The organism is Couchioplanes caeruleus (genome assembly GCF_023499255.1).
Classification (GTDB): Bacteria; Actinomycetota; Actinomycetes; order Mycobacteriales; family Micromonosporaceae; genus Actinoplanes; species Actinoplanes caeruleus_A.
On the sequence record NZ_CP092183.1, the window covers coordinates 1,864,576 to 1,886,959 of the forward strand.

The 22,384-nt window shown below is 72.3% G+C and carries 18 protein-coding genes; 10 read left to right on the forward strand and 8 right to left on the reverse strand.

Annotation, left to right across the window (positions count from 1 at the left end; genetic code table 11):
- Positions 1 to 77 precede the first annotated feature (77 nt).
- Positions 78 to 1,475, forward strand: coding sequence for a GTPase HflX (gene hflX, locus COUCH_RS08810; protein ID WP_249611575.1), 1,398 nt, complete (start codon positions 78 to 80; stop codon positions 1,473 to 1,475).
- Positions 1,476 to 1,699: 224 nt separating this feature from the next.
- Positions 1,700 to 3,724, forward strand: a complete 2,025-nt coding sequence (locus COUCH_RS08815; protein ID WP_249611576.1) for a hypothetical protein — start codon at positions 1,700 to 1,702, stop codon at positions 3,722 to 3,724.
- 145 nt (positions 3,725 to 3,869) lie between these two features.
- Here the strand turns inward: COUCH_RS08815 and lexA are convergent, their stop codons facing one another.
- On the reverse strand, positions 3,870 to 4,667 hold the full coding sequence (gene lexA, locus COUCH_RS08820; protein WP_430640907.1) for a transcriptional repressor LexA: 798 nt from the start codon (positions 4,665 to 4,667) through the stop codon (positions 3,870 to 3,872).
- A 335-nt stretch (positions 4,668 to 5,002) separates the two neighbouring features.
- Between lexA and COUCH_RS08825 the strand changes: the two genes are divergently transcribed.
- The 3 genes from COUCH_RS08825 (at position 5,003) to COUCH_RS08835 (ending at position 10,181) form a co-directional block, all read left to right on the forward strand.
- Entirely contained in the window at positions 5,003 to 5,263 is a 261-nt protein-coding gene (locus tag COUCH_RS08825) for a LysM peptidoglycan-binding domain-containing protein (RefSeq protein ID WP_249611577.1), read from the forward strand.
- A gap of 1,228 nt (positions 5,264 to 6,491) precedes the next feature.
- The gene (gene nrdR / locus COUCH_RS08830) at positions 6,492 to 7,055 is read left to right on the forward strand and encodes a transcriptional regulator NrdR (RefSeq protein WP_249611578.1); all 564 of its coding nucleotides are present in this window, start codon (positions 6,492 to 6,494) and stop codon (positions 7,053 to 7,055) included.
- A gap of 240 nt (positions 7,056 to 7,295) precedes the next feature.
- Entirely contained in the window at positions 7,296 to 10,181 is a 2,886-nt protein-coding gene (locus COUCH_RS08835) for a vitamin B12-dependent ribonucleotide reductase (RefSeq protein WP_430640908.1), read from the forward strand.
- A 324-nt stretch (positions 10,182 to 10,505) separates the two neighbouring features.
- Here the strand turns inward: COUCH_RS08835 and COUCH_RS08840 are convergent, their stop codons facing one another.
- Positions 10,506 to 11,192, reverse strand: coding sequence for a TIGR03086 family metal-binding protein (locus tag COUCH_RS08840; RefSeq protein WP_249611580.1), 687 nt, complete (start codon positions 11,190 to 11,192; stop codon positions 10,506 to 10,508).
- A 66-nt stretch (positions 11,193 to 11,258) separates the two neighbouring features.
- Here COUCH_RS08840 and COUCH_RS08845 point away from each other — a divergent pair, with 66 nt between their 5' ends.
- Positions 11,259 to 12,014, forward strand: coding sequence for a helix-turn-helix domain-containing protein (locus COUCH_RS08845; protein ID WP_249611581.1), 756 nt, complete (start codon positions 11,259 to 11,261; stop codon positions 12,012 to 12,014).
- Positions 12,015 to 12,025: 11 nt separating this feature from the next.
- Here COUCH_RS08845 and COUCH_RS08850 read toward each other — a convergent pair whose 3' ends face one another.
- A complete protein-coding gene (locus COUCH_RS08850) occupies positions 12,026 to 13,069 on the reverse strand; it encodes an LCP family protein (protein WP_249611582.1) in 1,044 nt (347 codons plus the stop codon).
- Between the two features lie 52 nt (positions 13,070 to 13,121).
- Positions 13,122 to 13,907 (reverse strand): polysaccharide deacetylase family protein, encoded by a 786-nt coding sequence (locus COUCH_RS08855; protein WP_249611583.1) that lies wholly within the window; start codon positions 13,905 to 13,907, stop codon positions 13,122 to 13,124.
- Positions 13,908 to 14,099: 192 nt separating this feature from the next.
- Here COUCH_RS08855 and COUCH_RS08860 point away from each other — a divergent pair, with 192 nt between their 5' ends.
- Positions 14,100 to 15,281: an MFS transporter gene (locus tag COUCH_RS08860; protein WP_249611584.1), complete on the forward strand. Its 1,182-nt coding sequence runs from the start codon at positions 14,100 to 14,102 to the stop codon at positions 15,279 to 15,281.
- Between the two features lie 4 nt (positions 15,282 to 15,285).
- Here COUCH_RS08860 and COUCH_RS08865 read toward each other — a convergent pair whose 3' ends face one another.
- A complete protein-coding gene (locus COUCH_RS08865) occupies positions 15,286 to 16,158 on the reverse strand; it encodes an alpha/beta fold hydrolase (protein WP_249611585.1) in 873 nt (290 codons plus the stop codon).
- Positions 16,159 to 16,186: 28 nt separating this feature from the next.
- On the reverse strand, positions 16,187 to 16,666 hold the full coding sequence (locus COUCH_RS08870; protein ID WP_249611586.1) for a hypothetical protein: 480 nt from the start codon (positions 16,664 to 16,666) through the stop codon (positions 16,187 to 16,189).
- Positions 16,667 to 16,726: 60 nt separating this feature from the next.
- Here COUCH_RS08870 and COUCH_RS08875 point away from each other — a divergent pair, with 60 nt between their 5' ends.
- On the forward strand, positions 16,727 to 16,978 hold the full coding sequence (locus COUCH_RS08875; protein ID WP_249611587.1) for a DUF5522 domain-containing protein: 252 nt from the start codon (positions 16,727 to 16,729) through the stop codon (positions 16,976 to 16,978).
- Between the two features lie 106 nt (positions 16,979 to 17,084).
- Here the strand turns inward: COUCH_RS08875 and COUCH_RS08880 are convergent, their stop codons facing one another.
- Positions 17,085 to 17,783, reverse strand: a complete 699-nt coding sequence (locus COUCH_RS08880; protein WP_199510985.1) for a metal-dependent transcriptional regulator — start codon at positions 17,781 to 17,783, stop codon at positions 17,085 to 17,087.
- A 166-nt stretch (positions 17,784 to 17,949) separates the two neighbouring features.
- Here COUCH_RS08880 and COUCH_RS08885 point away from each other — a divergent pair, with 166 nt between their 5' ends.
- Together COUCH_RS08885 and COUCH_RS08890 are read left to right on the forward strand one after the other, a co-directional pair.
- Positions 17,950 to 19,134, forward strand: a complete 1,185-nt coding sequence (locus COUCH_RS08885; protein ID WP_249611588.1) for an acetoin utilization protein AcuC — start codon at positions 17,950 to 17,952, stop codon at positions 19,132 to 19,134.
- A 20-nt stretch (positions 19,135 to 19,154) separates the two neighbouring features.
- Positions 19,155 to 21,794: a GNAT family N-acetyltransferase gene (locus COUCH_RS08890; RefSeq protein ID WP_430640909.1), complete on the forward strand. Its 2,640-nt coding sequence runs from the start codon at positions 19,155 to 19,157 to the stop codon at positions 21,792 to 21,794.
- Between the two features lie 179 nt (positions 21,795 to 21,973).
- On the opposite strand, the gene COUCH_RS08895 is transcribed toward COUCH_RS08890, so the two are convergent.
- Positions 21,974 to 22,378, reverse strand: coding sequence for a YrdB family protein (locus tag COUCH_RS08895; protein ID WP_249611590.1), 405 nt, complete (start codon positions 22,376 to 22,378; stop codon positions 21,974 to 21,976).
- Positions 22,379 to 22,384: the final 6 nt, after the last annotated feature.

Consider the following 22,384-nt stretch of genomic DNA (forward strand, 5'->3'; position numbering starts at 1 on the left):
TGCGACAACGCCCAGCCCGGTTATGTGGATGCGCCGCCCGCGATGGCGTGCCACGATCGGGCTGAGGAGGTCACCTTTTGCGAACTGAGCTTTTCGAACCCGACGTCACCACCGGTGAGCTGGAACTCGAGGAACGGCACTCGCTACGGCGCGTCGCCGGCCTCTCCACCGAGCTCACGGACATCACCGAGGTCGAGTACAGGCAGCTGCGGCTCGAGCGAGTAGTCCTGGTCGGCGTCTGGACCGAGGGCAGCGTCTCCGACGCCGAGAACTCGCTGACCGAGCTGGCGGCGCTGGCCGAGACGGCCGGCTCCCAGGTGCTCGAAGGCCTCATCCAACGACGTTCCCGCCCGGACTCGGCCACCTTCATCGGCCGCGGCAAGGTCGACGAACTGCGCGACGTGGTCATCTCCACGGGCGCCGACACCGTCATCTGCGACGGCGAGTTGTCGCCGTCCCAGCTGCGCAATCTCGAGCAGAAGACCAAGGTCAAGGTCGTCGACCGTACGGCGCTGATCCTCGACATCTTCGCCCAGCACGCGAAGAGCAAGGAAGGTAAGGCGCAGGTCGAGCTGGCCCAGCTGCAGTACCTGCTGCCCCGGCTGCGAGGCTGGGGTGAGTCGCTCTCCCGGCAGGGCGGTGGAGCCGGTGGCGGTTCGGGCGGCGGTGGCGTGGGCACCCGTGGTCCCGGTGAGACGAAGCTGGAAACCGACCGGCGCCGGATCAACCACCGCATCGCGAAGCTGCGGCGGGAGATCAAGGCGATGCGGACCGTACGCCAGACGAAGCGGTCCCGCCGTTCGACCAGCGGCGTCCCGGCCGTGGCGATCGCCGGTTACACCAACGCCGGCAAGTCGAGCCTGCTCAACCGGCTGACGTCGGCGGGCGTGCTGGTGGAGGACGCCCTGTTCGCCACCCTCGACCCGACGACCCGGCGCACGGCCGCCGAGGACGGGCGCGTGTTCACGCTCTCCGACACGGTCGGCTTCGTCCGGCACCTGCCCCACCAGATCGTCGAGGCGTTCCGCTCGACGCTGGAGGAGGTGTCGTACGCGGACCTCGTCGTGCACGTCGTCGACGGCGCCCACCCCGACCCCGAGGGTCAGGTCACGGCCGTACGGGAGGTGCTGGGTGAGGTCGGCGCCGACCGGATCCCGGAGCTCCTCGTGGTCAACAAGGTCGACGCCGCGGACGAGGAGACGATGCTGCGGCTCAAGCGCACGTGGCCCGACGCGATCTTCGTCTCGGCCCGCTCCGGGCTGGGCATCGCCGAGCTGCACGCGGCCATCGCGCAGCGGCTGCCACGGCCGGCGGTGGACCTGCGGGTGATCCTCCCGTACGACCGGGGCGACCTCGTGGCCCGCATCCACCGGCGTGGACAGGTCCTGGACACCCGGCACACCGACGAGGGCTCCGAGCTCCGCGTACGGGTGGACGAGCAGCTCGCCGCCGAGCTGGCGCCTTACCGGGCATAACAGCACATCAAGGGCGCGCCGCTCTCCCGTGTGGACGGGGGAGCGGCGCGCCTTCTGCGTATCTCCCTGGGTTACCGGCGGCCGCACCGCGGCCGGCGAGGACCGGAGGCGCGGCGCTTCCGGAGGGGGCGCCGGCGGCTGCTGTTCCGGGCGGCGCGGCCCGTCCCACCAGGCTTGATCCACGCGTAACACCGGCGCGCGACACCGCATGCGACACTGATCGGATGCGGCGTCTCGTGTTCCCGGTCATCCTCGCCTCCGGGCTTGTGATGTTGGGGGCCGTGCCCGCCTCCGCCGAACCGGCCCCCGCGGCCACCCAGGCGAAGGCTGCGGCCGGCAAGAAGGTGTGCAAGGTCACCGATCCGCTCCTCAACGAGCTTTCCGGCATCGTGGCGACCGACGACGGCTACGTCGTCATCAACGACGGCACGGACAGCTCGGCCCGCGAGAAGGTGTTCTTCCTCAACGGGCAGTGCGACATCACCCAGCGGATCCCCTTCAGCGGCCGAGGGCCGGCGGACACCGAGGACATGATCCTGGCGCCGGGCGGCAAGACGCTGTGGATCGCGGACACCGGCGACAACGGCGTACGCGCGAAGCCCGCCACCCACCGCGACACCATCAGCGTCTGGACCATGCCGGCCGACGGATCCAAGGAACCGAAGATCCACCGCCTGGCGTACCCGGACGGCGACTACCACGACGCCGAGGCGCTGCTCCTCGACGGCAAGGGCGAGCCGCTGATCATCACCAAGGAGCTCGTCGGCCCGGCACAGATCTACGCGCCGGCGGCCGCCCTCAAGTCGAACAACACCGAGGGCGTCCCGCTGAAGAAGGTCGGCCAGGTCGAGCTGCCGCGGACGTCCACCCCCGGCACCGCCTTCGCCCGGCTCGCGCAGGGCGTCGTCACGGGCGCCGCGATGTCGCCGGACGGCAAGAAGGTCGTGCTGCGGACGTACCTCGACGCCTTCGAATGGGATGTCACCAACGGTGACGTGCTCGCCGCGCTGAAGAACAAGCCGCGCCAGACCGGCCTGCCCAACGAGCCGTTCGGCGAGGCCATCACCTACAGCCCGGACGGCAAGACCTTCGCCACGGTGTCCGACTTCGGCGACATCGAGGAGGAGGACGCGACCAACTACATCCTCCGCTACACCCCGGCCACGCAGGTCTTCACGGCCGACGCGGGTGCCGCCGGGGACGCCGCGAAGGACAAGGGCCCCAGCTGGTTCTCGCAGCTCAGCCTCTCCGACATCACGTACCTGGTAGGAGCCGTCGGCGTCCTCGGCGCCCTGCTCGTCGGCGCGGGCATCTTCGGCATCGTCCGCTCCCGCAAGAAGCCCCGCCCGGAACCGGACGACATCGACGACGAACCGACCGGCCCCAAGCCCAGCGACGCCGCGACCGAACTCCTCGCCGTCGGCGGCCCGCCGCGAACCTCGGGAGCGGCATCCGGCCCCGTGTACGGAGCCAAACCCCCGCAGAAGGGCGGCGTGTACGGAGCAGGCGGCGCCCGCCCGCCCGCCGCGCCTCCCGGCCGCCCCGGTGTGACGCCCCCGGGCGCCGCGCCTGCAGGCCGGCCCGGTGCCGCGCCGGCCGGCCGGCCGGGTGCCGTTCAGCCCGGTCGTCCGGGTGCTGCCCAGCCGGGTCGTCCGGGTGGCGCTCAGCCGGGCCGACCCGGCGGTGGTCAGCCGGCTCGGCCTGCTGGTGGTCAGCCGGCTCGGCCTGCTGGTGGTCAGCCGGCTCGGCCTGCTGGTGGTCAGCCGGCTCGGCCTGCTGGTGGTCAGCCGGCTCGGCCTGCTGGTGGTCAGCCGGCTCGGCCTGCTGGTGGTCAGCCGGCTCGGCCTGCTGGTGGTCAGCCGGCTCGGCCTGCTGGTGGTCAGCCGGCCCGGCCTGCTGGTGGTCAGCCGGCCCGGCCTGCTGGTGGTCAGCCGGCCCGGCCTGCTGGTGGTCAGCCGGCCCGGCCTGCTGGTGGTCAGCCGGCTCGCCCCGCCGGCGGTGCGCCGGTGCGGCCGGGTCAGGGCGGTCAGCCCCGGCCCGCGGGCGGCGGCGGTTCAGGCCGGCCCGGCGGAGGTGTCTACGGCGCCCCGCCCCCGCCCCCACCGGGCGGCGGCCGTCAGCAGAGCACGGGCTCGCCCCGCCCCGCCGGCTTCTTCGGCACGCAGGGCAACGCCCCGTCCCGCCCGAACGGCGCGATGAACACCGGCACGCCGTACGGCCGCGACGGCCGTTACTCGCAGGGCCGCTGACACCGGCGAACCGCAGTCCTGATGCTGCGGCCGCGCCCGCAGCAAGGCCACGGACGACGCGACGGCCGGTCCACCACCCGGTGGGCCGGCCGTCGCCGTGTCGTTGCACCCCTCGCGGGGCGGTCGTTCTTGCCCGACGCGCCCGTCAGACGCGGCGCAGCACCGCCACGACCCGGCCCATGATGGTCGCGTCGTCGCCGGGGATCGGGTCGAACGCCGGGTTCGCCGGCATCAGCCACACGTGCCCGTCGCGTTGCCGGTAGCTCTTCACCGTGGCCTCGCCGTCGATCATCGCGGCGACGATGTCACCGACGTTCGCCGTCGGCTGCTGGCGGACCACCACCCAGTCGCCGTTGCAGATCGCCGCGTCGATCATCGAGTCGCCCTTGACCTCGAGCATGAAGACCTCGCCCTCGCCGACGAGCTCGCGCGGCAGCGGGAAGAACTCCTCCACCGCCTGCTCGGCCAGGATCGGCCCACCGGCCGCGATGCGGCCCACGAGCGGAACGTACGCCGGGGTCGGGCGCGCCGACCGCAGCGTCTCGTCGTCGACCATGTCGCTCGGCGAGCGCACGTCCACGGCGCGCGGGCGGTTGGGGTCGCGGCGCAGGAAGCCCTTCTTCTCGAGCTCCTTCAGCTGGTACGCGACGCTCGACGGGGAGACCAGCCCGACCGCCTCGCCGATCTCGCGGACGCTCGGGGGATAGCCGTACCGCTCCACCCAGTCCTTGATGAACTCGAGGATCCGGCGTTGCCGGGCCGTCAGATCGGCAGTGACCAGATCCGGGAACTGGCTGACCACCGGGGTGACCGACCGCAGCTGCGGCGCGTCCGCGGCGCGGGAGCGGGCCGGGGAACGACGGCGCAGGGCCGCCCTGGCGCCCGCGGCCTCAAGCTTGGAGTCCTTCTGGTCTTGCCGGATCGTCCGGTCGTCGCTCGACACGTCCGCCCTCCTTGTCGGCCACGGCCTCGACGGCACGTGGTCTGCTCGCGGAGCCGGACGGAAGTCGTGGGGATGGACTCGCGCCCGGCTGACCCCTCTTGATGTAGGACCGTATCGGCGCGGTACGACATATTCAAACATCTGTACGACTTTCTCTCGGCGTGTCGCCCGGAAGTGCTCGACTTCCGTACGCCTGTTCTGATACACCGTCGTACGGGCGTTCGATCGAACGCTTGTCCGAGCGACGCATGCGAGGAAAGGAATACGCCGTGGTAACCACAGGTGCCCGTACGGGGCAACCGGCGCCACTCCGGTTGACGCGGCGAGGCCGGATCGTGGTCCTGAGCTTCTTCGTGCTGATGGCGTCGCTCGCCAGCGCAGTGTTGTGGACCACTGCCTCCCGCGCCGACGAGCCGGTGCAAGGCCCGGCGCCCACGGTCGTGGTGCAGCCGAACGACTCCCTGTGGTCGATCGCGGAGCGGGTCGCGCCGGACCGCGCGCCGCTCGGTGTGATCGACGACATCCGTCAACTCAACGACATCGACGACTGGTACGTCTACGCGGGCGAAACCTTGGTCGTCCCGCGCGGGCGCTGAGAGGTCGGCGAGGTCTGAGGGTCGACTTGGCTCCGCTTCACGTCCTTGATGCAGGGCGCTGTGCCGCTGCGCCCGAACTGCGCCGCGCCCGAACTGCGCCGCACCGGTCCGCCGCGCCGCACCGGTCCGCCGCGCAGCGCCGGTCCGCCGCGCAGCGCCGCACCGGCCTGCCGGGCGGCACCGCCTGCCGTGCCGCACTGGTTCGTCGCGCCGGCTTGCCGCGCCGCACCGGCCCGTCGTTCCGCACCGGCCCTCGGGAGCCCGCGCCTTGCTTCCGCCCCGTCCCTCGATGTGCCTTGTTCTCGCACCGGACGCGCCGCACTCGGCCCCGTGCGCGACTGCGCTGCGCCGGATCGGCCCGGTGCCCAAACTCCGCGCCCGACGCTACGGCCCGCGCGGCCCGCGCCGCGTCGCGCTCTGCTCGGCCTGCGCCGCGCTCTGTTCGGCCTGCGCCGCGCTCTGTTCGGCCTGCGCCGCGCTCTGTTCGGCCCGCGCCGCGTCGCGCTCTGCTCGGCCTGCGCCGCGCTCTGGTGGGCCTGCGCCGCGCTCTGCTCGGCCCGCGCCGCGCCGCGCTCTGCTGGGCCTGCGCCGCGCTCTGCTCGGCCTGCGCCGCGCTCTGCTCGGCCTGCGCCGCGCTCTGCTCGGCCTGCGCCGCGCTCTGCTCGGCCTGCGCCGCGCTCTGCTCGGCCTGCGCCGCGCTCTGCTCGGCCTGCGCCGCGCTCTGCTCGGCCTGCGCCGCGCTCTGCTCGGCCTGCGCCGCGCTCTGCTCGGCCTGCGCCGCGCTCTGCTCGGCCCGCGCCGCGCGGCGCTCTGCTCGGTCTGCGGTGCGCCGCGCTCGTCCTTTCGAACCTCGCCGCCCCCTCGACCCATCCACGTTCCAGACCGCCTCGCCGTGTCGCAGCGGAGCGGGCGGGGATCTGTTGATCAAGGTTTCCGTGCTGGCCGTGACCGGCGCGGCACCGGTCGTGTTGAGGTAGAAAATACGGCGCGCCGACGCGCCGGTGAACTTGCGTCGGTGTCCGCAGGGGCCTAACGTCGACCCCAACATCTAGTAGTTACAAGGGTGTAAGTCGTCCACAGGTTGGGGTCTGGTCCCCCCGTCATCCACATGTTCGTCCACAGCTCCGAGGCGGAAATTGATCACCGCGGGGCTGCGTTCGGCGTGCCCGGAGATGGGAATGCCGGGTGCACCATGAGGGGGCGACAGCCCGGTGACAGGAGGACTGCGGTGCGGTGCCCGTACTGCCGGCACGCGGATTCCCGCGTGGTCGACTCGCGTGAGGCCGACGACGGTCAGCTGATCCGTCGCCGTCGCTCGTGCCCCGAGTGCGGCAAGCGGTTCACCACCGTCGAGGAGGCGGTGCTCGCTGTGGTCAAGCGCAGCGGCGTCACCGAGCCCTTCAGCCGGACGAAGATCATGAGCGGGGTGCGCAAGGCCTGCCAGGGCCGGCCCGTCGACGAGGACTCGATCGCCCTGCTCGCTCAGCGCGTGGAGGAGACGGTCCGAGCGAAGGGGGCGGCCGAGGTGCCGAGCCACGACGTCGGTCTGGCTATCCTCACTCCGCTGCGCGAGCTGGACCAGGTCGCCTACCTCAGATTCGCGAGCGTCTATAAGTCGTTCGACTCGCTGGACGAGTTCGAGCGCGAGATCTCCGAGCTGCGGGAGGCGGCGAGCACCAGGGAGACGGCGGGCGCGCGGCACGTCGTGCCCACCAGGCCGGGCGGGCGGCGCCCGGCGGGCCCGGATGCGCCGGACGCCCGGATGCCCAAGATCGGCGACCGGTCGCCCTAGAAGCGGCCGACCGGTCGCCCTGGAAGCGGCCGAGCGGACGTACCGGGTGGGCGTGGCGTGAGCGGCGCGGCACCTGACGGCGTACCGGAAGCGCGGAGCAGGACCCGCGCGCCGGGTGCGCGTACCGAAGAAGGCTTGGAAGCAGGCGCGGTCCCACGGACCGCGACCGATGTCGGAAAACGGATCGCGGTGGGGAAGCCGCGATCGTTCGAGGGGGAGCACTAAATGGCCGGTGACGGCATGACAGCAGGTAGGCAGCGCAGTCGCGCTGGCAACGGGGGCGCCGCGGTCGGGGGGCTGCGCGTCGAGCGGGTGTGGACGACCGAGGGTGTCCACCCCTACGACGAGGTGGAGTGGGAGCGCCGCGACGTCGTCATGACGAACTGGCGGGACGGTTCCGTCAACTTCGAGCAGCGGGGCGTCGAGTTCCCGGGGTTCTGGAGCGTCAACGCCGCGAACATCGTCACCACCAAGTACTTCCGGGGTGCGGTCGGCACGCCGGAGCGGGAGTGGTCGCTCAAGCAGCTCATCGACCGCGTGGTGAAGACCTACCGCAAGGCGGGCGAGGACCACCGGTACTTCGCGACCCCGGCCGACGCCGAGCTGTTCGAGCACGAGCTGACCTGGATGCTGCTGCACCAGGTGTTCAGCTTCAACTCGCCGGTCTGGTTCAACGTCGGCACCAAGTCGCCGCAGCAGGTCAGCGCCTGCTTCATCCTGTCCGTGGACGACTCCATGGACTCGATCCTGGACTGGTACAAGGAAGAGGGGCTGATCTTCAAGGGCGGCTCCGGCTCCGGCGTGAACCTGTCCCGGATCCGCTCCTCCAAGGAGCTGCTGTCCTCCGGCGGCACCGCCAGCGGCCCGGTCAGCTTCATGCGGGGCGCAGACGCCAGCGCGGGCACCATCAAGTCCGGTGGCGCCACCCGGCGCGCGGCCAAGATGGTGATTCTCGACGTCGACCACCCCGACATCGAGGAGTTCGTCACCACCAAGGCGCGCGAGGAGGACAAGATCCGCGCGCTGCGGGACGCCGGCTTCGACATGGACCTCGGCGGCTCCGACATCGTCAGCGTGCAGTACCAGAACGCCAACAACTCGGTGCGCGTCAGCGACGAGTTCATGCGGGCGGTCGAGGAGGGCACCTCCTTCGACCTGCGTGGCCGGCTGCACGGCGAGGTCATCGAGACCATCGACGCCAAGAAGCTGTTCCGCGACATCGCCCAGGCCGCGTGGGAGTGCGCCGACCCGGGCATGCAGTACGACGACACCATCAACGACTGGCACACCAACCCCGAGACCGGCCGGATCACCGCGTCGAACCCGTGCTCGGAGTACATGTCGCTGGACGACTCGTCCTGCAACCTGGCCTCGCTGAACCTGATGAAGTTCCTCACCCCCGAGGGCGGCTTCGAGGTCCAGAAGTTCGTCAAGAGCGTCGAGTTCGTCATCACCGCCATGGAGATCTCGATCGCGTTCGCCGACTTCCCGACCCCGCGGATCGGCGAGACCACGCGGGCCTACCGCCAGCTCGGCATCGGGTACGCGAACCTGGGCGCGCTGCTGATGGCGTCCGGCCTGCCGTACGACTCGGAGGGTGGCCGCAGCGTCGCCGCCGGCATCACCTCGCTCATGACGGGCACGGCGTACCGCCGCTCCGCGGAGATGGCCGGGGTCGTCGGCCCGTACGACGGCTACGCCCGCAACGCCGAGGCGCACAAGCGCGTCATGCGCAAGCACGCCGCCGCGAACGACGAGATCCGCCCCACCAGCCCGGTGGCCACCGCGCTGGTGAAGGAAGCCACCAAGCAGTGGCAGGACGGCATCAAGATCGGCGAGAAGAACGGCTGGCGCAACGCCCAGGCCTCCGTGCTCGCGCCGACCGGCACCATCGGCCTGATGATGGACTGCGACACCACCGGCATCGAGCCCGACCTGGCCCTGGTCAAGTTCAAGAAGCTCGTCGGCGGCGGCTCGATGCAGATCGTCAACCAGACCGTGCCGCGCGCGCTGCGCAGCCTCGGCTACCCCGAGGAGCAGGTCGAGGCGATCATCGAGCACATCTCCGACCACGGCAACGTCGTCGACGCCCCCGGCCTCAAGCCGGAGCACTACCCGGTGTTCGACTGCGCCATGGGCGAGCGCACCATCGCCCCGATGGGTCACGTCCGGATGATGGCCGCGGTGCAGCCGTTCATCTCCGGCGCGATCTCCAAGACGGTCAACATGCCGGAGTCGGCGACCGTCGAGGACATCGAGCACATCCACTTCCAGGGCTGGAAGCTGGGTCTCAAGGCGCTCGCGATCTACCGCGACAACTGCAAGGTCGGCCAGCCGCTCTCCGTGGCAAAGCCGAACAAGGCGGTGGCGGAGACCGAGACCCCGGCCGAGGCCCAGGTCGAGAAGGTCGTGGAGAAGGTCGTCGAGTACCGCCCGGTCCGCAAGCGGCTGCCGAAGAAGCGCCCGTCGGAGACGGTGTCGTTCTCGGTCGGCGGCGCCGAGGGCTACCTGACGGCGTCCTCCTACCCGGACGACGGCCTCGGCGAGGTCTTCCTCAAGATGTCGAAGCAGGGCTCCACCCTGGCCGGCGTCATGGACGCCTTCTCCGTGGCGATCTCGATAGGACTCCAGTACGGCGTCCCGCTCGAGACGTACGTCAGCAAGTTCACCAACATGCGCTTCGAGCCGGCCGGCATGACCGACGACCCGGACGTCCGCATGGCCGCGTCGGTGATGGACTACATCTTCCGCCGCCTCGCGCTGGACTTCCTGCCGTACGACACCCGCGCCGAGCTCGGCATCTTCACCGCCAAGGAGCGCGCCGCCCAGGTCGCGGCCGAGGCGGCGGAAGCGGCCGGCGTGGACCTGGCGGGCATGGCGGCCTCGGCCCCCGTCTCCGCCCCGGTCGGCGCGGCGACGGCCACCTCGGCCCCGGCGCCGGTGGCCTCCGCGGTGGAAACCCCGGCGGAGCCCGAGAAGTCCCCGCACTCCTCGACGGAGCTGCTCGAGAAGGTGCTCGGCACGTCGGCGGACGCACCGCTGTGCTTCACCTGCGGCACGAAGATGCGGCCCGCGGGCAGCTGCTATGTCTGCGAGGGCTGCGGCTCGACATCCGGCTGCAGCTGACAAAGGCAACGGGTCCCGAACCCTGCAAGGTTCGGGACCCGTGAGAGCCGGGACGAGCCCGCTCTTCTGTTGTGCCAGAGGATCCTCGCTTGCTCCGGCTCGATCTTGCAAGTTGATCGAGTTGGGAGGAGGTGAACTGGTATGGCGAAGAAGGGCGGCGGCGGCACCTACCGCAGCGCGAAGACGGGCCGCTACGTGACTGAGAAGCACGGCAAGTCGCACCCGGCAACGACCGTCAAGGAATCGACCAAGAAGAAGTAAGTTCCCGACCGGCGCGGCTGGTGCGAAAGCACCAGCCGCGTTTGTACGTCGACCCGACTTCGGTCAGCGAGCCGGGAGTGTCCAGTTCGGGTCGCGGCCCGACAACCCCAGCGCCCGGTCCAGCGGCGGCGCCGTTTCCGGCACCGGCACCTCCGGACCGTACGCCTTGACCTGCCGCCCCAGCTCGGCCGTCCGCTCCACTTCGCGGTGCAGGAACGTCACCACCTCGGCGTCCCAGACGGGGGACTGGCCGGTGGCCCGGGCGAGGTCCCAGCCGTGCAGCACGATCTCACCCAGCGCCATCCCGCCGACCATCGCCGCGGGAAGCGGGTCGCCGCCGCCCATCGTCGTCGTGCCCTCCCACGCCGACGGATCCGACCAGGCCTCGGCGAGCCGCACGAGGGCGTTCGCGAGCCGCGCGGCATGCTGCGAGGCAAGCTCCGCGAACTGCGGGGCAGGCTGCGCATGCTGCGCGGCAGGCTCCGCGAGCTGAGCGGCAGGCTCCGCGGGCTGCGGGGAAGCGGCCGCCGGCTGCGTGGCAACGGCTACGCGTGAATCCACGGGCGTCGCCGGCGCAACAGCTGCGGTCGCGGCCGCGAGGAGGGGAGCCCATTCGGCCATGTGCTCGAGCAGCTCCCGTACGGTCAGCTCCGCGCACGGCGTCGGCAGGTCGAGCTGGTCGGGGCCGATGGCCTGGAGCACCGCCAGGGTCGGCCCGAGGGCCGGCTTCAGAAGGTCGTGTTCCCGCATGGCCGCCGACGATACGGTGAGCGGCGGACGGCGGTCTTGAACAAACGCGACGTCGGGAGGGTAGCCGTGCCGAGGGACGCGCGGGAGTTGCGCGGTGCCTGGGCTTCGTTCCAGAGCATCCGGTACGCCGACCCGCCGCCCGATCTGGCCGGGCTCGTGGACCACTACTGGGGCGTGGAGTGGGATCTTCGAGGGCAGCCCCCGTACCGTCAGAAGGTTGTGCCCTATCCGTGCGTGCACGTGACGTTCCGGGACGGGGAGGCGCTGGTCACCGGCCCGGCGCGGCGGCATGTCGTGCGGGTGCTGGAGGGGCGCGGGCGGGTGTTCGGCGTGGCGTTCCGTCCCGGGTGTTTCCGTCCCTTCGCGGATGCTGCGGATGCCTCCGCCGCGATGCTGGTGGGGCGGTCGGTGCCGGCCGCCGAGATCTTCGGGGCCGCGCCGCGGGAGGATGAGATCGAGGAGTTCCTGCGGGCGCGGCTACGGCCGGATCCGCTCGCCGGTACGGTGGCCGCCATCGTCGAGCACGTACGGCGCGACCCGCATCTCACCCGCGCCGATCAGCTCGCCCGCGAACACGGCATGGGCCTGCGCCGGCTCCAACGGCTGTTCCGGGAGTACGTGGGCCTCGGCCCCAAGTGGGTCATCCGCCGTTACCGTCTGCACGAGGTGAGCGAGCGCCTCGCCGCCGGAGCCGTCGACTGGGCGGCGGTGGCGGCGGACCTCGGGTACGCCGACCAGCCGCACCTGGTCCGCGACTTCACCGCCATGGTCGGCGAGTCCCCGACCGCGTACGCCCAGCGCTACGCCCCGCAGAGGCGGTGACGCCGGCGGGCTCAGCGGCCGTGACTGACGTCGTTCGGTGGGTACCTGCTCACGTACTGGTCCAGCCGGTCGGCGCGCAGCGCTGCGAACAGTTCCCCGCAGCGCTCGGCGTCCGGGACCATCACCGCACCGACCCCGGGCACGTCGCGGTTCTCGGCGATGGGCAGCGTCATGAAGGTCAGATCCTTCGGGCGCAGGCTTCGCAGCGTGTACGCCAGGCGTTGCACGGGCATGCGGCGGTCCACGGTGAGCATGCCGGCCGCGGCGCGTACCAGCCGGTCCAACGCGCGCGGATCGGTGAGCACGTTGCGGTCGGCGACCTTCTCGGCGAGCGCCCGCAGATACTGCTGATGCCGCTTGGCCCGGTCGAAGTCGTCGTTGGGCAGGCCCCTGCGCTGGCGTACGTAGTACTCCGCGAGCTTGCCGTCGAGATGCACCTTGCCGGCGGTGAAGAGCACGCAGCGACGGGACCGGCCCTGCGGGTCGGTGCACGGTGCCGACGGGTACGGGCTGTCCTCCGGCAGGAAGCGGTACCTGTCGACGGCCGTCCTGTCGATGACGACGTCGACGCCGCCGACCAGGTCGGTGAGCTTGCGGACTCCGGCGAAGTCCACGATGACCGGCCAGTCGACCGTGCTGCCGGTGAAGTCGTCGAGCGTCTGCACGAGCCGGGGTGCGCCGCCCCGGGCGAACGCCGCATTGACCTTGTCCCGTCGTCCCGGTTCGCCGTCGGCCGTGGCGATCGGGAGATAGGTGTCGCGGGGAATGGAGATCACATAGGCGCGGCGGGTACCCGCGGGAACGTGGACGAGGATGACGACGTCGCTGCGCCCGTCCCCGGGCTCGCCCTTCGTGCGGCTGTCCGATCCGATGAGCAGCAGGTTCAACGGACCGCGGACCTTCGGCGGCTCTGTCCTGCCGCCGGACCGGGCCGGTGTGGGAAGCAGGTCGGCCCGGTTGACCTGCTTCTCGTAGCGGCCCGTGAGGGCGTGGAGCCCGGCCACGGCCGCCACCGATCCGGTGGCGAGAACGGCGACGACGACGGCGAGCACCACGCGCCAGCGGCGCCTCGGACGAGGGCGAGGGCGAGGGCGTTCCGCCATGCCGTCACACTCCCACGAACGTGTAGCCGGAATCGATGAGCACGGGAATGAAGTGCCGTAATGCCCGTACCGTCTGCGACCGGTCGCCGCCCCCGTCGTGGTTGAGCACGATCGACCGGTTCCCCACCTGGTCCAGCACCTTCGAGCTGATGTGCGCGGCGCCCGGGTTGTCCCAGTCCCGCGGGTCGACATTCCAGGCTATGGAGGTCTGGCCCATCGCGGCGCATTCGGTGAGCACCGTGCGGGACCAGTTGCCGTAGGGGGCGCGGAACAGGGTCGGCATCCGGCCGGTCGTGGCGGTGACGGTCTCGACGGCGCGTCCTATCTCGGTCTTCACCCGGTGGGCGGGCAGCTTCCTCAGGTTCGCGTGCGACCAGGTGTGGGTGCCGACGACGTGCCCGGCGTCCGCCACCGACCGGATCAGGTCGGGGTGAGCCGCCGCGCTCTGCCCGATGACGAAGAACGTCGCGGTGATGTGGTGCTTCCGCAGAATCGCCAGGACCTGAGGGGTGTACGTCGGGTCCGGGCCGTCGTCGAGGGTCAGGGCCACCACCTTCGACCCCTTCCGGGCGGACGAGGCCGGTACGACGTATCGGGGTTCGCGCTGCACCGGAATGCCGGACGGGGTGGGCCCAGGCGATGGCGGCGGGGACGGCGGTGACGACGGGAGCGGCGCCTGCGCAGTGGGTGCGGGAGTGGGCCGCTCTTCCTTGGCGCAGGCGCTGAGCAGGGTGAGACCGCCGAGGGTGAGGAACACCCGCCGGCTGCCGCCCCGTTGTCGTTGCGTCATCCTCGTCACCACCTCCGGCTTCGTGCGGTCACGAAGTGGTGGAAAGTCTGGCGCGGGCATATCAGGAACTGATGAGGACTTCCCCTTCCGGCGCCGTTTCCGGCCATGTCGAGGTCAGAGGGGCAGCCGTGTCGCTGTTCACAGACCGCTGCCGAGCGGGCATCGCGCCGCTTTAACGGTTAAGTTCGGAGGGTGAGCGCTGACCTTCTCGACCCTCCCCGCCTCGAGCGCGCCAAGGTCGCCGTCGGCGTCACCTTCGCCACGAACGGGCTCGCCTTCGGTGGCTGGCTCGCCCGGGCCCCCGCCGTACGGGATGATCTCGGCCTTTCCCCGGCCGGTTTCGGCCTTCTGCTGCTGTGCCTGTCCGGGGCGGCCGTGGCGGCGATCCCGCTGGCCGGGCCCCTCGTGCAGCGCCTCGGCCCGGCCCGTGCGGTGCTGTTCGGCAGCATGTCCGTGGTTCTTGGCCTGGTCGGTCTGGGCCTGGGCGCGGCCGCCGGGTCGGTGCCGATCGCGGGCGTCGGCCTGGTCCTGATCGGCATGGGCAACAGCACCTGGGACGTCGCGATGAACGTCGAGGGCGCGGACGTGGAACGGCGGCTCGGCCGCACGCTGATGCCCCGGTTCCACGCCGGGTTCAGCGTGGGCACGGTCGGGGGAGCGGGCATGAGCGCGGCCGCTGCGGCGGCGGGCGTCAGCGTGACCGCCCAGGTGCTGCTCACCGCCGCGCTGGCGGCGGCGATCATGCTGGTCACGGTCCGTCGTTTCCTGCCGGTCCCGCAGGCCCACGGCGAGCCCGCGCCGCGCGGCCGGGTCCGCGACGCCTGGCGCGAGCCGCGCACCCTGCTGATCGGCGTCATCATGCTCGGCTTCGGCTTCACCGAGGGCGCGGCGAACGACTGGCTGGCGATCGGCCTGGTCGACGGCTACGGCGCCTCGGAGGCGGTCGGCGCGATCGGCTTCGGCTTCTTCGTGACGGCGATGACGCTGGGCCGGCTCTTCGGCGGGCCCGCGATCGAACGCTGGGGCCGGGTGACCACGCTGCGGCTCACCGCCGTGTCGGCGCTGGCCGGCCTGCTCCTCGTGGTCTCGGGGATCGGCGTGCCCGCCGTGCTGGCCGGCGCGTTGCTGTGGGGTGCGGGCGCGTCGCTGGGCTTCCCGATCGGCATGAGCGCCGCCGCCGACGACCCGCTGCGCGCGGCGATCCGGGTGTCGGTCGCGGGCTCCATCGGGTACGGCGCCTTCCTTGCCGGCCCGCCGCTGATCGGGCTCCTGGCCCAGCGCGTCGGCGTGCTGAGCGCCCTGCTCGTGGTGGTCGTGGCCATCGGGCTCGGCCTGATCGGTTCCGCCGCGTCGCGCCCGCTGCCACAGGACTGAGAAATCAGCCGGCCTGCAGGAAGTCGCCGATCAGTGAGGCGAGCAGGTCCGGCTGTTCGATGACCATCGCGTGCGACGCGTCCTCCAATGGCAGATATCGCATGCGCGGATTCAGCTTCGCGCCCGTGGCGGCCTGCTCCACCAGGTAGCGCCGGTGGGCGGCGTACAGGTCGGCGAAAGGCTCCTGTTCCGGCAGATCCCGGGTGGCGAGAACGGCCAGCGTCGGGGCGGGCGTGGAGGCGTACACCGGGCCCAGGTCGAGCTCGCTCATCAGCGTACGCAGGGAAGCGGAGGTCTCGGCGGACGGCCGCAGCGACGTCTCCCCGTCGCGATGGGCGAGATTGCGCCGGAAGCCCTCGACCCACACCTTTTCGTTGGCGCCCATGTCCCGGGCCGCCATCCGCTGCCGCTCCACCAGATCGGGCAGATCGGTGGCCGGAATCGTCTGCCCCATCCGGGCCTGCATCCCGTCGAAGACCGAGCGCAACCGCGCCAATTCGGCGGCGGCCTTCTCCGGATCCAGCCCCGGCAACTGCTCCACACGCGACGGTGGCGGATTCCCGTCCAGGCTCACCACACCCGGCGATTCCGGATGCCGTTGCCCCCACAGCGCCGCGAGCATTCCGCCGAGCGAATGCCCGACAACGGCAGGACGATCCAATTCCATGTGTACGGCTACCGCGGCGATGTCTCCGAGAGCGTCATCCCAGTTCCACGGACCGTCACCGGAGCGCCCGTGCCCGCGCAGGTCCATGGTGACGACGCGGTGCCGGGGCCTCAGTGCCCGCGCCAGCGTCGTCATCATCGCCAGATTTCCGCCCGCGCCGTGCAGGAGCAGCAGCGGAGGCTGATCCCCGCCGAAGTCCCGGACGGCCACGGGAAGCGTCCCGGCGTCGACCAGACGGTCATTGATCACGGTCATCCCTCTTTCGCTGTTCCGCCGCCCGGAGCCGGTCGCGGACCGCTGCCGACGGTACGCCGCCGTCCGGATGCCGCGGCAGTTTCCCGCGGCGTACCAGGTCGTGCACGCCCTGCCTGCTGATGCCCAGCATCGCCCCGGCCGTCGCCAGCGACACCGACTCGGCCGCCGGATGCCCGGCCCGCAACGCCACGACCTGCCCCAGCGGCGTACGCCACCACTCCAGCGGCGGGTCGAACGCCCGGTCGCCCGGGTACAGCGTGGCTATGAGCCGGACCGCGGTGTGCGTGGCGGCCCGGTCGTCGCCGTCGCGCAGAACCCCGGCCCACCGGCGCGCCCGGGAGCGGACGACCTCACGCATGGCGGCCACCGAGTCGTCGCCGTCGAGCAGGATCTCCAGCGGATCCAGCAGCCGTACGTCGAGCAGCCGCACGATCTGCTCGACGAGCTCCGGTTCGCTGGGCACCCGGCCATCCTCAGCTACTTGACATCAGGTGTCAAGCACTGCGCCCGTACGCTCGTACCCGTGAAGCGGCGACCCGGCAGTGAGCCCTTGGCGCCGCGCCCGCTCACGCAACCGCACCCGTCCCGGCTGGCCCCCGACCACCCTCGGCGAGCCGAGATCCTGGCCGCGCACGCCACGGCGCTCGACGCGGGGCAGGCCGGTTACCCCGACCCGGGCACCGGCCTGTTCGTGCTCACCGCCGCGTTCCTCGCCGACTGGGGGACCTGCTGCGGGCGCGGGTGCCGGCACTGTCCGTACGTGAACGAGCCCTGATCCCGGCGGAAAGGCGCGGGGCCCGGCCTCCCGGCCGGGCCCCGCACAGTCCTCGAGCCCCGTGGTCGTCTCGCCGGGTGGGCGTCTCGCCCGGTCGGTGCCGAGCTCAGTGGGCGTCGACGAACACCCGCGACGCCACCTCGCGCGGCAGGCGGATCTTGTCGCCCGACCGGTCGATCGTGACGCCGTCCCGCTCCTGCGCCACCGTCACCGTCGCGCCCGGGTCGATGCCGGCCGCGTGCAACTGCCGCAGCACCCCGGCGTTGGTCTGGACGCTCTCGCAGATCCTGCGCACCACGACGCTGCCGCTCAGCCCGGGAAACGCCAGGTTGCGCTCACCCGAGTTGACCACCGTGGCGCTGCTGTCCAGCGGCTCCTCCGGCGGGATGCCGAGCACCTCGAGGCCCGGGATCGGGTTGCCGTACGGCGAGCGGGTCGGGCGGTTGAGCAGCTCGTACACCTTCTTCTCGACCGAGTCGCTCATCACGTGCTCCCAGCGGCAGGCCTCCTCATGGGCCTCCTCGTAGGGCATGCCGATGACGTTGACGAGCAGCAGCTCGGCGAGGCGGTGCTTGCGCATGACCGCGACCGCCGCGACCCGGCCCTGCTCGGTGAGCAGCAGGTGCCGGTCGTTCTCCACGGTCAGCAGCCCGTCGCGCTCCATCCGCGCGACCGTCTGGCTGACCGTCGGACCGCTCTGGTGCAGGCGCTCGGCGATGCGGGCCCGCAGCGGCGGGACGCCTTCTTCCTCGAGCTCGAGGATCGTGCGCAGGTACATCTCGGTGGTGTCGACGAGATCATTCACAGTGCGGCCCTCCCAGCAGCGATGTTACCTCGTAGCCGGGGGTTGACTTCGTGCCGACGAGGTGGTGTGGAGACCTTACCCAACCGCGCCGGGCGCCGTCCGTACGGGACAAATCCCCCGGCCGCCGACCGGGAATCTGTCGGACCCGCGTGGCAGAGTGACTGCCATGGCGGACGGCACGACGGCGGTGGTGTGGGACGAGGCGCTGCTCGCGTATGACATGGGTGAGCATCCGCTCAATCCCGTGCGCGTCGAGCTGACCATGGCGCTCGCCCGGGAGCTCGGCGTTCTCGGCCGTCCCGGGGTGCGGATGGTGACGCCCACGCCCGCCGACGACGCGGCGCTGACCCGTATCCACCGGGCCGACTACCTGGAGGCGGTCCGGTTCGCGCCGCATGACCCGTTCTTCCGCGGATGGGGCCTCAACACCCCGGACAATCCCGTGTTCGAGGGCATGCACGAGGCCTCCGCGCGCATCTGCGGCGCCACCATCGCGGCGGTCGAGGCGGTCTGGTCGGGCGCCGCGACGCGGGCCGTCAACGTCTCCGGTGGCCTGCATCACGCGATGGCCGCCCGGGCGTCCGGCTTCTGCGTCTACAACGACCCGGCCGTGGCCATCGCCCGGCTGCTCGACCTCGGCGCGGAGCGGGTGGCCTACGTCGACATCGACGTGCACCACGGCGACGGCGTGCAGGCCGCCTTCTACGACGACCCCCGCGTGCTCACCGTGAGCCTGCACGAGTCGCCCCTGGCGCTCTTCCCCGGCACGGGCTTCCCCTCGGAGACCGGAGGACCGTCGGCCGACGGTATGGCGGTGAACATCGCCCTGCCGCCCGGCACCTCCGACGGCGGCTGGCTGCGGGCGTTCCACGCGGTGGTGCCATCGGTGGTGCGCGCGTTCCAGCCGCAACTCCTGTTCACCCAGTGCGGGGCTGACGCGCACCGCCTCGACCCGCTCGCCGACCTGCGCCTGTCGGTGGACGGCCAGCGCGCCGCCTACATCGCGTTGCGCGCGCTGGCCGAGGAGGTGTGCGAGGGCCGCTGGGTCGCCACGGGCGGCGGCGGATACGCGCTCGTCGAGGTGGTGCCACGGGCCTGGACGCACCTGCTCGCGGTGGCGACCGGCGAGCCGCTCGACCCGGCGACCCGGACCCCGCCGGCCTGGCGCAGCCTCGCCGCCGAGCGCTGCCCCCGGCACATCGTCCCGGAAACCCTCACGGACGGCGTCCCGCCGCCGGTCGAGAAGTGGGAGCCGGGCACGGCCCACGACCCGGTCGACAAGGCCATCATGGCGACCCGCATGGCGGTGTTCCCGCAGCACGGCCTCGACCCGCACGACCCCCGCGACTGACCGGCCGGGACCCGCCCGGCATGCACAGCACCAGATCACCCGGCCGGGACCGGCCGGGACCGAAGACCCGCGACAGCCCTGCCGCGAGCGCCCAGACTGGGGAGGTGACAGCGGTGACCAGAGATGCCGATGTGCTGCTCTCCGACGGCAGCGCCGTGCACCTGCGGCCGATCCGGCCCGAGGACGCACCGGCCATCGTGGAATTCCACTCGCGGATGAGCGACCGCACCCGCTATCTGCGCTACTTCTCGCCGTATCCGCGGATTCCCGAGCGCGACCTCGAGCGGTTCGTCAACGTCGACCACCGGGAACGCGAGGCGTTCGTCATCGTCTCGGGCAGCCGGATCATGGCCGTCGGCCGGTACGAGCGGCTCGGGCCCGACTCGCCCGAGGCCGAGGTGGCGTTCGTGGTCGAGGACGCGTACCAGGGGCGGGGGATCGGGTCGGTGCTGCTGGAGCATCTCGCCGACGCCGCGCGCGAGAACGGCATCCTGCGGTTCGTCGCCGAGGTGCTCCCGCAGAACGCCGGGATGCTGCGCGTCTTCAGCGACTTCGGCTACCAGATCCAGCGCAAGTACGCCGACGGTGTCGTGCACCTGAGCTTCCCGATCGCCCCGACCGAGAAGTCGCGTGAGGTGCAGGAGAGCCGCGAGCAGCGCACGGAGGCCAGGTCCATCGCACGGCTCCTGCACCCCCGCGCCGTCGCCGTGTACGGCGCGAGCCGCAGCGGGCAGGGCATCGGCGCCGCGATCCTCGGGCACCTCCGCGACGGCGGTTACACCGGCACGATCGTGCCCGTGCATCCCCGGGCGGATCGGGTGGCGGGGCTCCCGGCCCACCGGTCGGCGGCCCGGCCCGGTGTCGCGGTCGATCTGGCGCTGATCGCCGTACCCCCCGACGGGGTGTCCTCGGCCGTGGCGGACGCGGCCGCCGCCGGCGCGGGTGGCCTGGTCGTGGTCTCGGCCGGCTTCGCCGAGGCCGGCGCCGACGGCGCGGTCGCCCAGCGGGCGCTGGTCGACGCGGCCTTCGCGGCGGGCATGCGCGTCGTGGGCCCCAACTGCCTGGGGATCGCCAACACCGACCCTTCCGTACGCCTCAACGCGACGCTCGCGCCCGCCCTGCCGGCGGCGGGGCGGGTGGGCTTCTTCAGCCAGTCCGGCGCGCTCGGGGTGGCGCTGCTGGCGGAGGCGGACCGCCGCGGGCTCGGCCTGTCCAGCTTCGTCTCGGCCGGCAACCGCGCCGACGTCTCCGGCAACGACCTGCTGCAGTACTGGCAGGACGACCCCGGCACCGACGTCGTCATGCTGTACCTGGAGACGTTCGGCAACCCACGCAAATTCGCCCGGCTCGCCCGGCGGATGAGCCGGGTGAAGCCGGTCGTCGCGGTGGCCTCGGCGACGCGCCCGCCGGGGCTCGCCGGCGACCTGCCCGGCCCCGACACGAGGGCGGTCACCGCGCTGTTCGCCCGCTCCGGCGTCATCCGCGTCGACACCGTGGCCGAGCTGTTCGACGTGGGCGTGCTGCTGGCCAACCAGCCGCTCCCGGCGGGCCGCCGCGTCGCCGTGGTCGGCAACTCGTCGGCGCTGTCCGGCCTGGCCGTGGCGGCCTGCCGCGCCAACGGACTCACCGTGGCGCAGGGCTATCCGCGCGACATCAGCCCGCAGGCCGGCGCCCACGACTTCGCCGACGCCCTCGCCGACGCGGCCGTCGACGAGCGGGTGGACGCGCTCGTCGTGGTGTTCGCGCCGCCGCTGCCCGGCCAGCTCCCCGACGAGGACGCCGACTTCGCCGCCGCGCTCGGCAGCGTGGCGCTCGCGGGGGAGAAGCCGACCGTGGCGACGTTCCTGCTCGGGCAGCTGCCGGCGAAGGTGCCGTCGTACCCGTCGGTCGAGGAGGCGGTGCGCGCGCTGGGCCGCGTGGCCACGTACGCCGACTGGCTCCGCCGCCCGCCCGGGGTGCTGCCCGTGCTGTCCGGTGTGGACCCCGACGCGGCCGAGGTCGACGGGCCACCGTCCGCCCTGCTCGCCGCGTACGGCATCAGGGTCGAACCCTCCTCCTCGGCGTCCTCGGTCGACGAGGCCGTCGCGGCGGCCGGCGCCCTCGGCTACCCGGTGGCGTTGAAGGCAGCGCGCGGATCGTTGCGCCACCGCATCGACCTGGGCGCCGTACGCCTCGGCCTAGCCGACGAGGACGACGTCCGAGCCGCGTACCGGGAGCTGTCCACGGCGTTCGGCCCGGACGTGCTGGTCCAGTCGATGGTGCCGCCGGGCGTCGCCTGCACCATCGACGTGGTGGAGGACCCGGCGTTCGGCCCGGTCGTGGGCTTCGGCCTCGGCGGCGTGGCCAGCGAACTCCTCGGCGACCTCGCCTGGCGCGCGGCCCCGCTCACCGACCGCTCGGCGGCCGCCCTGGTCGACGAGCCCCGCGCGGCCCCGCTGCTGCACGGCTACCGCGGCTCGGAACCGGTCGACCGCGACGCCCTGATCGACCTCCTGCTGCGGGTGGGCCGCCTCGCCGACGAGCACCCCCGCGTCCGCGCCCTGTCCCTCAACCCTGTCCTGGCCCGCCCGGACGGGTACGCGGTCCTGCACGCCTCCGTCGAGTACGGCGACCCGGGCATCCGGCCGGACACCGGCCCCCGCCGCCTCGACACGGTCTGACGGCCCACCCGCCCCGCCGCACCGCAGTGGCGCCCGCTGTGCAGGGTGGCGTCCGGCTGGGCGGTGGCGTCCCAGAGCGGGCGGTGGCGTCCGGCTGGGCGGTGGCGTCCCAGAGCGGGCGGTGGCGTCCGGCTGGGCGGTGGCGTCCCAGATCGGGCGGTGGCGTCCGGCTGGGCGGTTCACACCGGGCTGGGCGTTCCTCTGTCCCCTTCGGACCTTCCCTCGGTCGTCGTGCCGAGCAGGTGCAACGCCAGCCGGTTGCCCGCTGCCGGCACGGCCAGCAGGACTGCCTGCCAGGTGCGTCCGGTGACGAGCAGCGCCACGGTCGCGCCCCCGAAGACCACCCATTCCGGGATGAGGCGCAGCGGATCCGGGATCGGCCGCCGGGCGTGCGGCGCCACCCACTGCGCCCAGACCGCGATGCCCGCCGCCGGGAACGCGATCGCGGCGAGCAGGCGTACCCACAGCGGCCCGGGTACGTGCCAACCGCCGTAGCCGAGCGCCGTCAGCGCCGCGAGCTCCAGCCCGAACCGCACCGTCAGGTTCAGGCCCCTCCACAACTGCACCACCACGGTACGGATCATGTCAGC

Excerpts from the sequence above, each read along its gene's own strand:
- COUCH_RS08815 (WP_249611576.1), top strand. The coding sequence starts at position 1,700 with ATGCGGCGTCTCGTGTTCCCGGTCATCCTCGCCTCCGGGCTTGTGATG.
- COUCH_RS08855 (WP_249611583.1), bottom strand. The coding sequence starts at position 13,907 with ATGACGCAACGACAACGGGGCGGCAGCCGGCGGGTGTTCCTCACCCTC.
- COUCH_RS08890 (WP_430640909.1), top strand. The coding sequence starts at position 19,155 with ATGCACAGCACCAGATCACCCGGCCGGGACCGGCCGGGACCGAAGACC.
- COUCH_RS08840 (WP_249611580.1), bottom strand. The coding sequence starts at position 11,192 with ATGCGGGAACACGACCTTCTGAAGCCGGCCCTCGGGCCGACCCTGGCG.
- COUCH_RS08885 (WP_249611588.1), top strand. The coding sequence starts at position 17,950 with ATGGCGGACGGCACGACGGCGGTGGTGTGGGACGAGGCGCTGCTCGCG.
- COUCH_RS08895 (WP_249611590.1), bottom strand. The coding sequence starts at position 22,378 with ATGATCCGTACCGTGGTGGTGCAGTTGTGGAGGGGCCTGAACCTGACG.
- COUCH_RS08835 (WP_430640908.1), top strand. The coding sequence starts at position 7,296 with ATGACAGCAGGTAGGCAGCGCAGTCGCGCTGGCAACGGGGGCGCCGCG.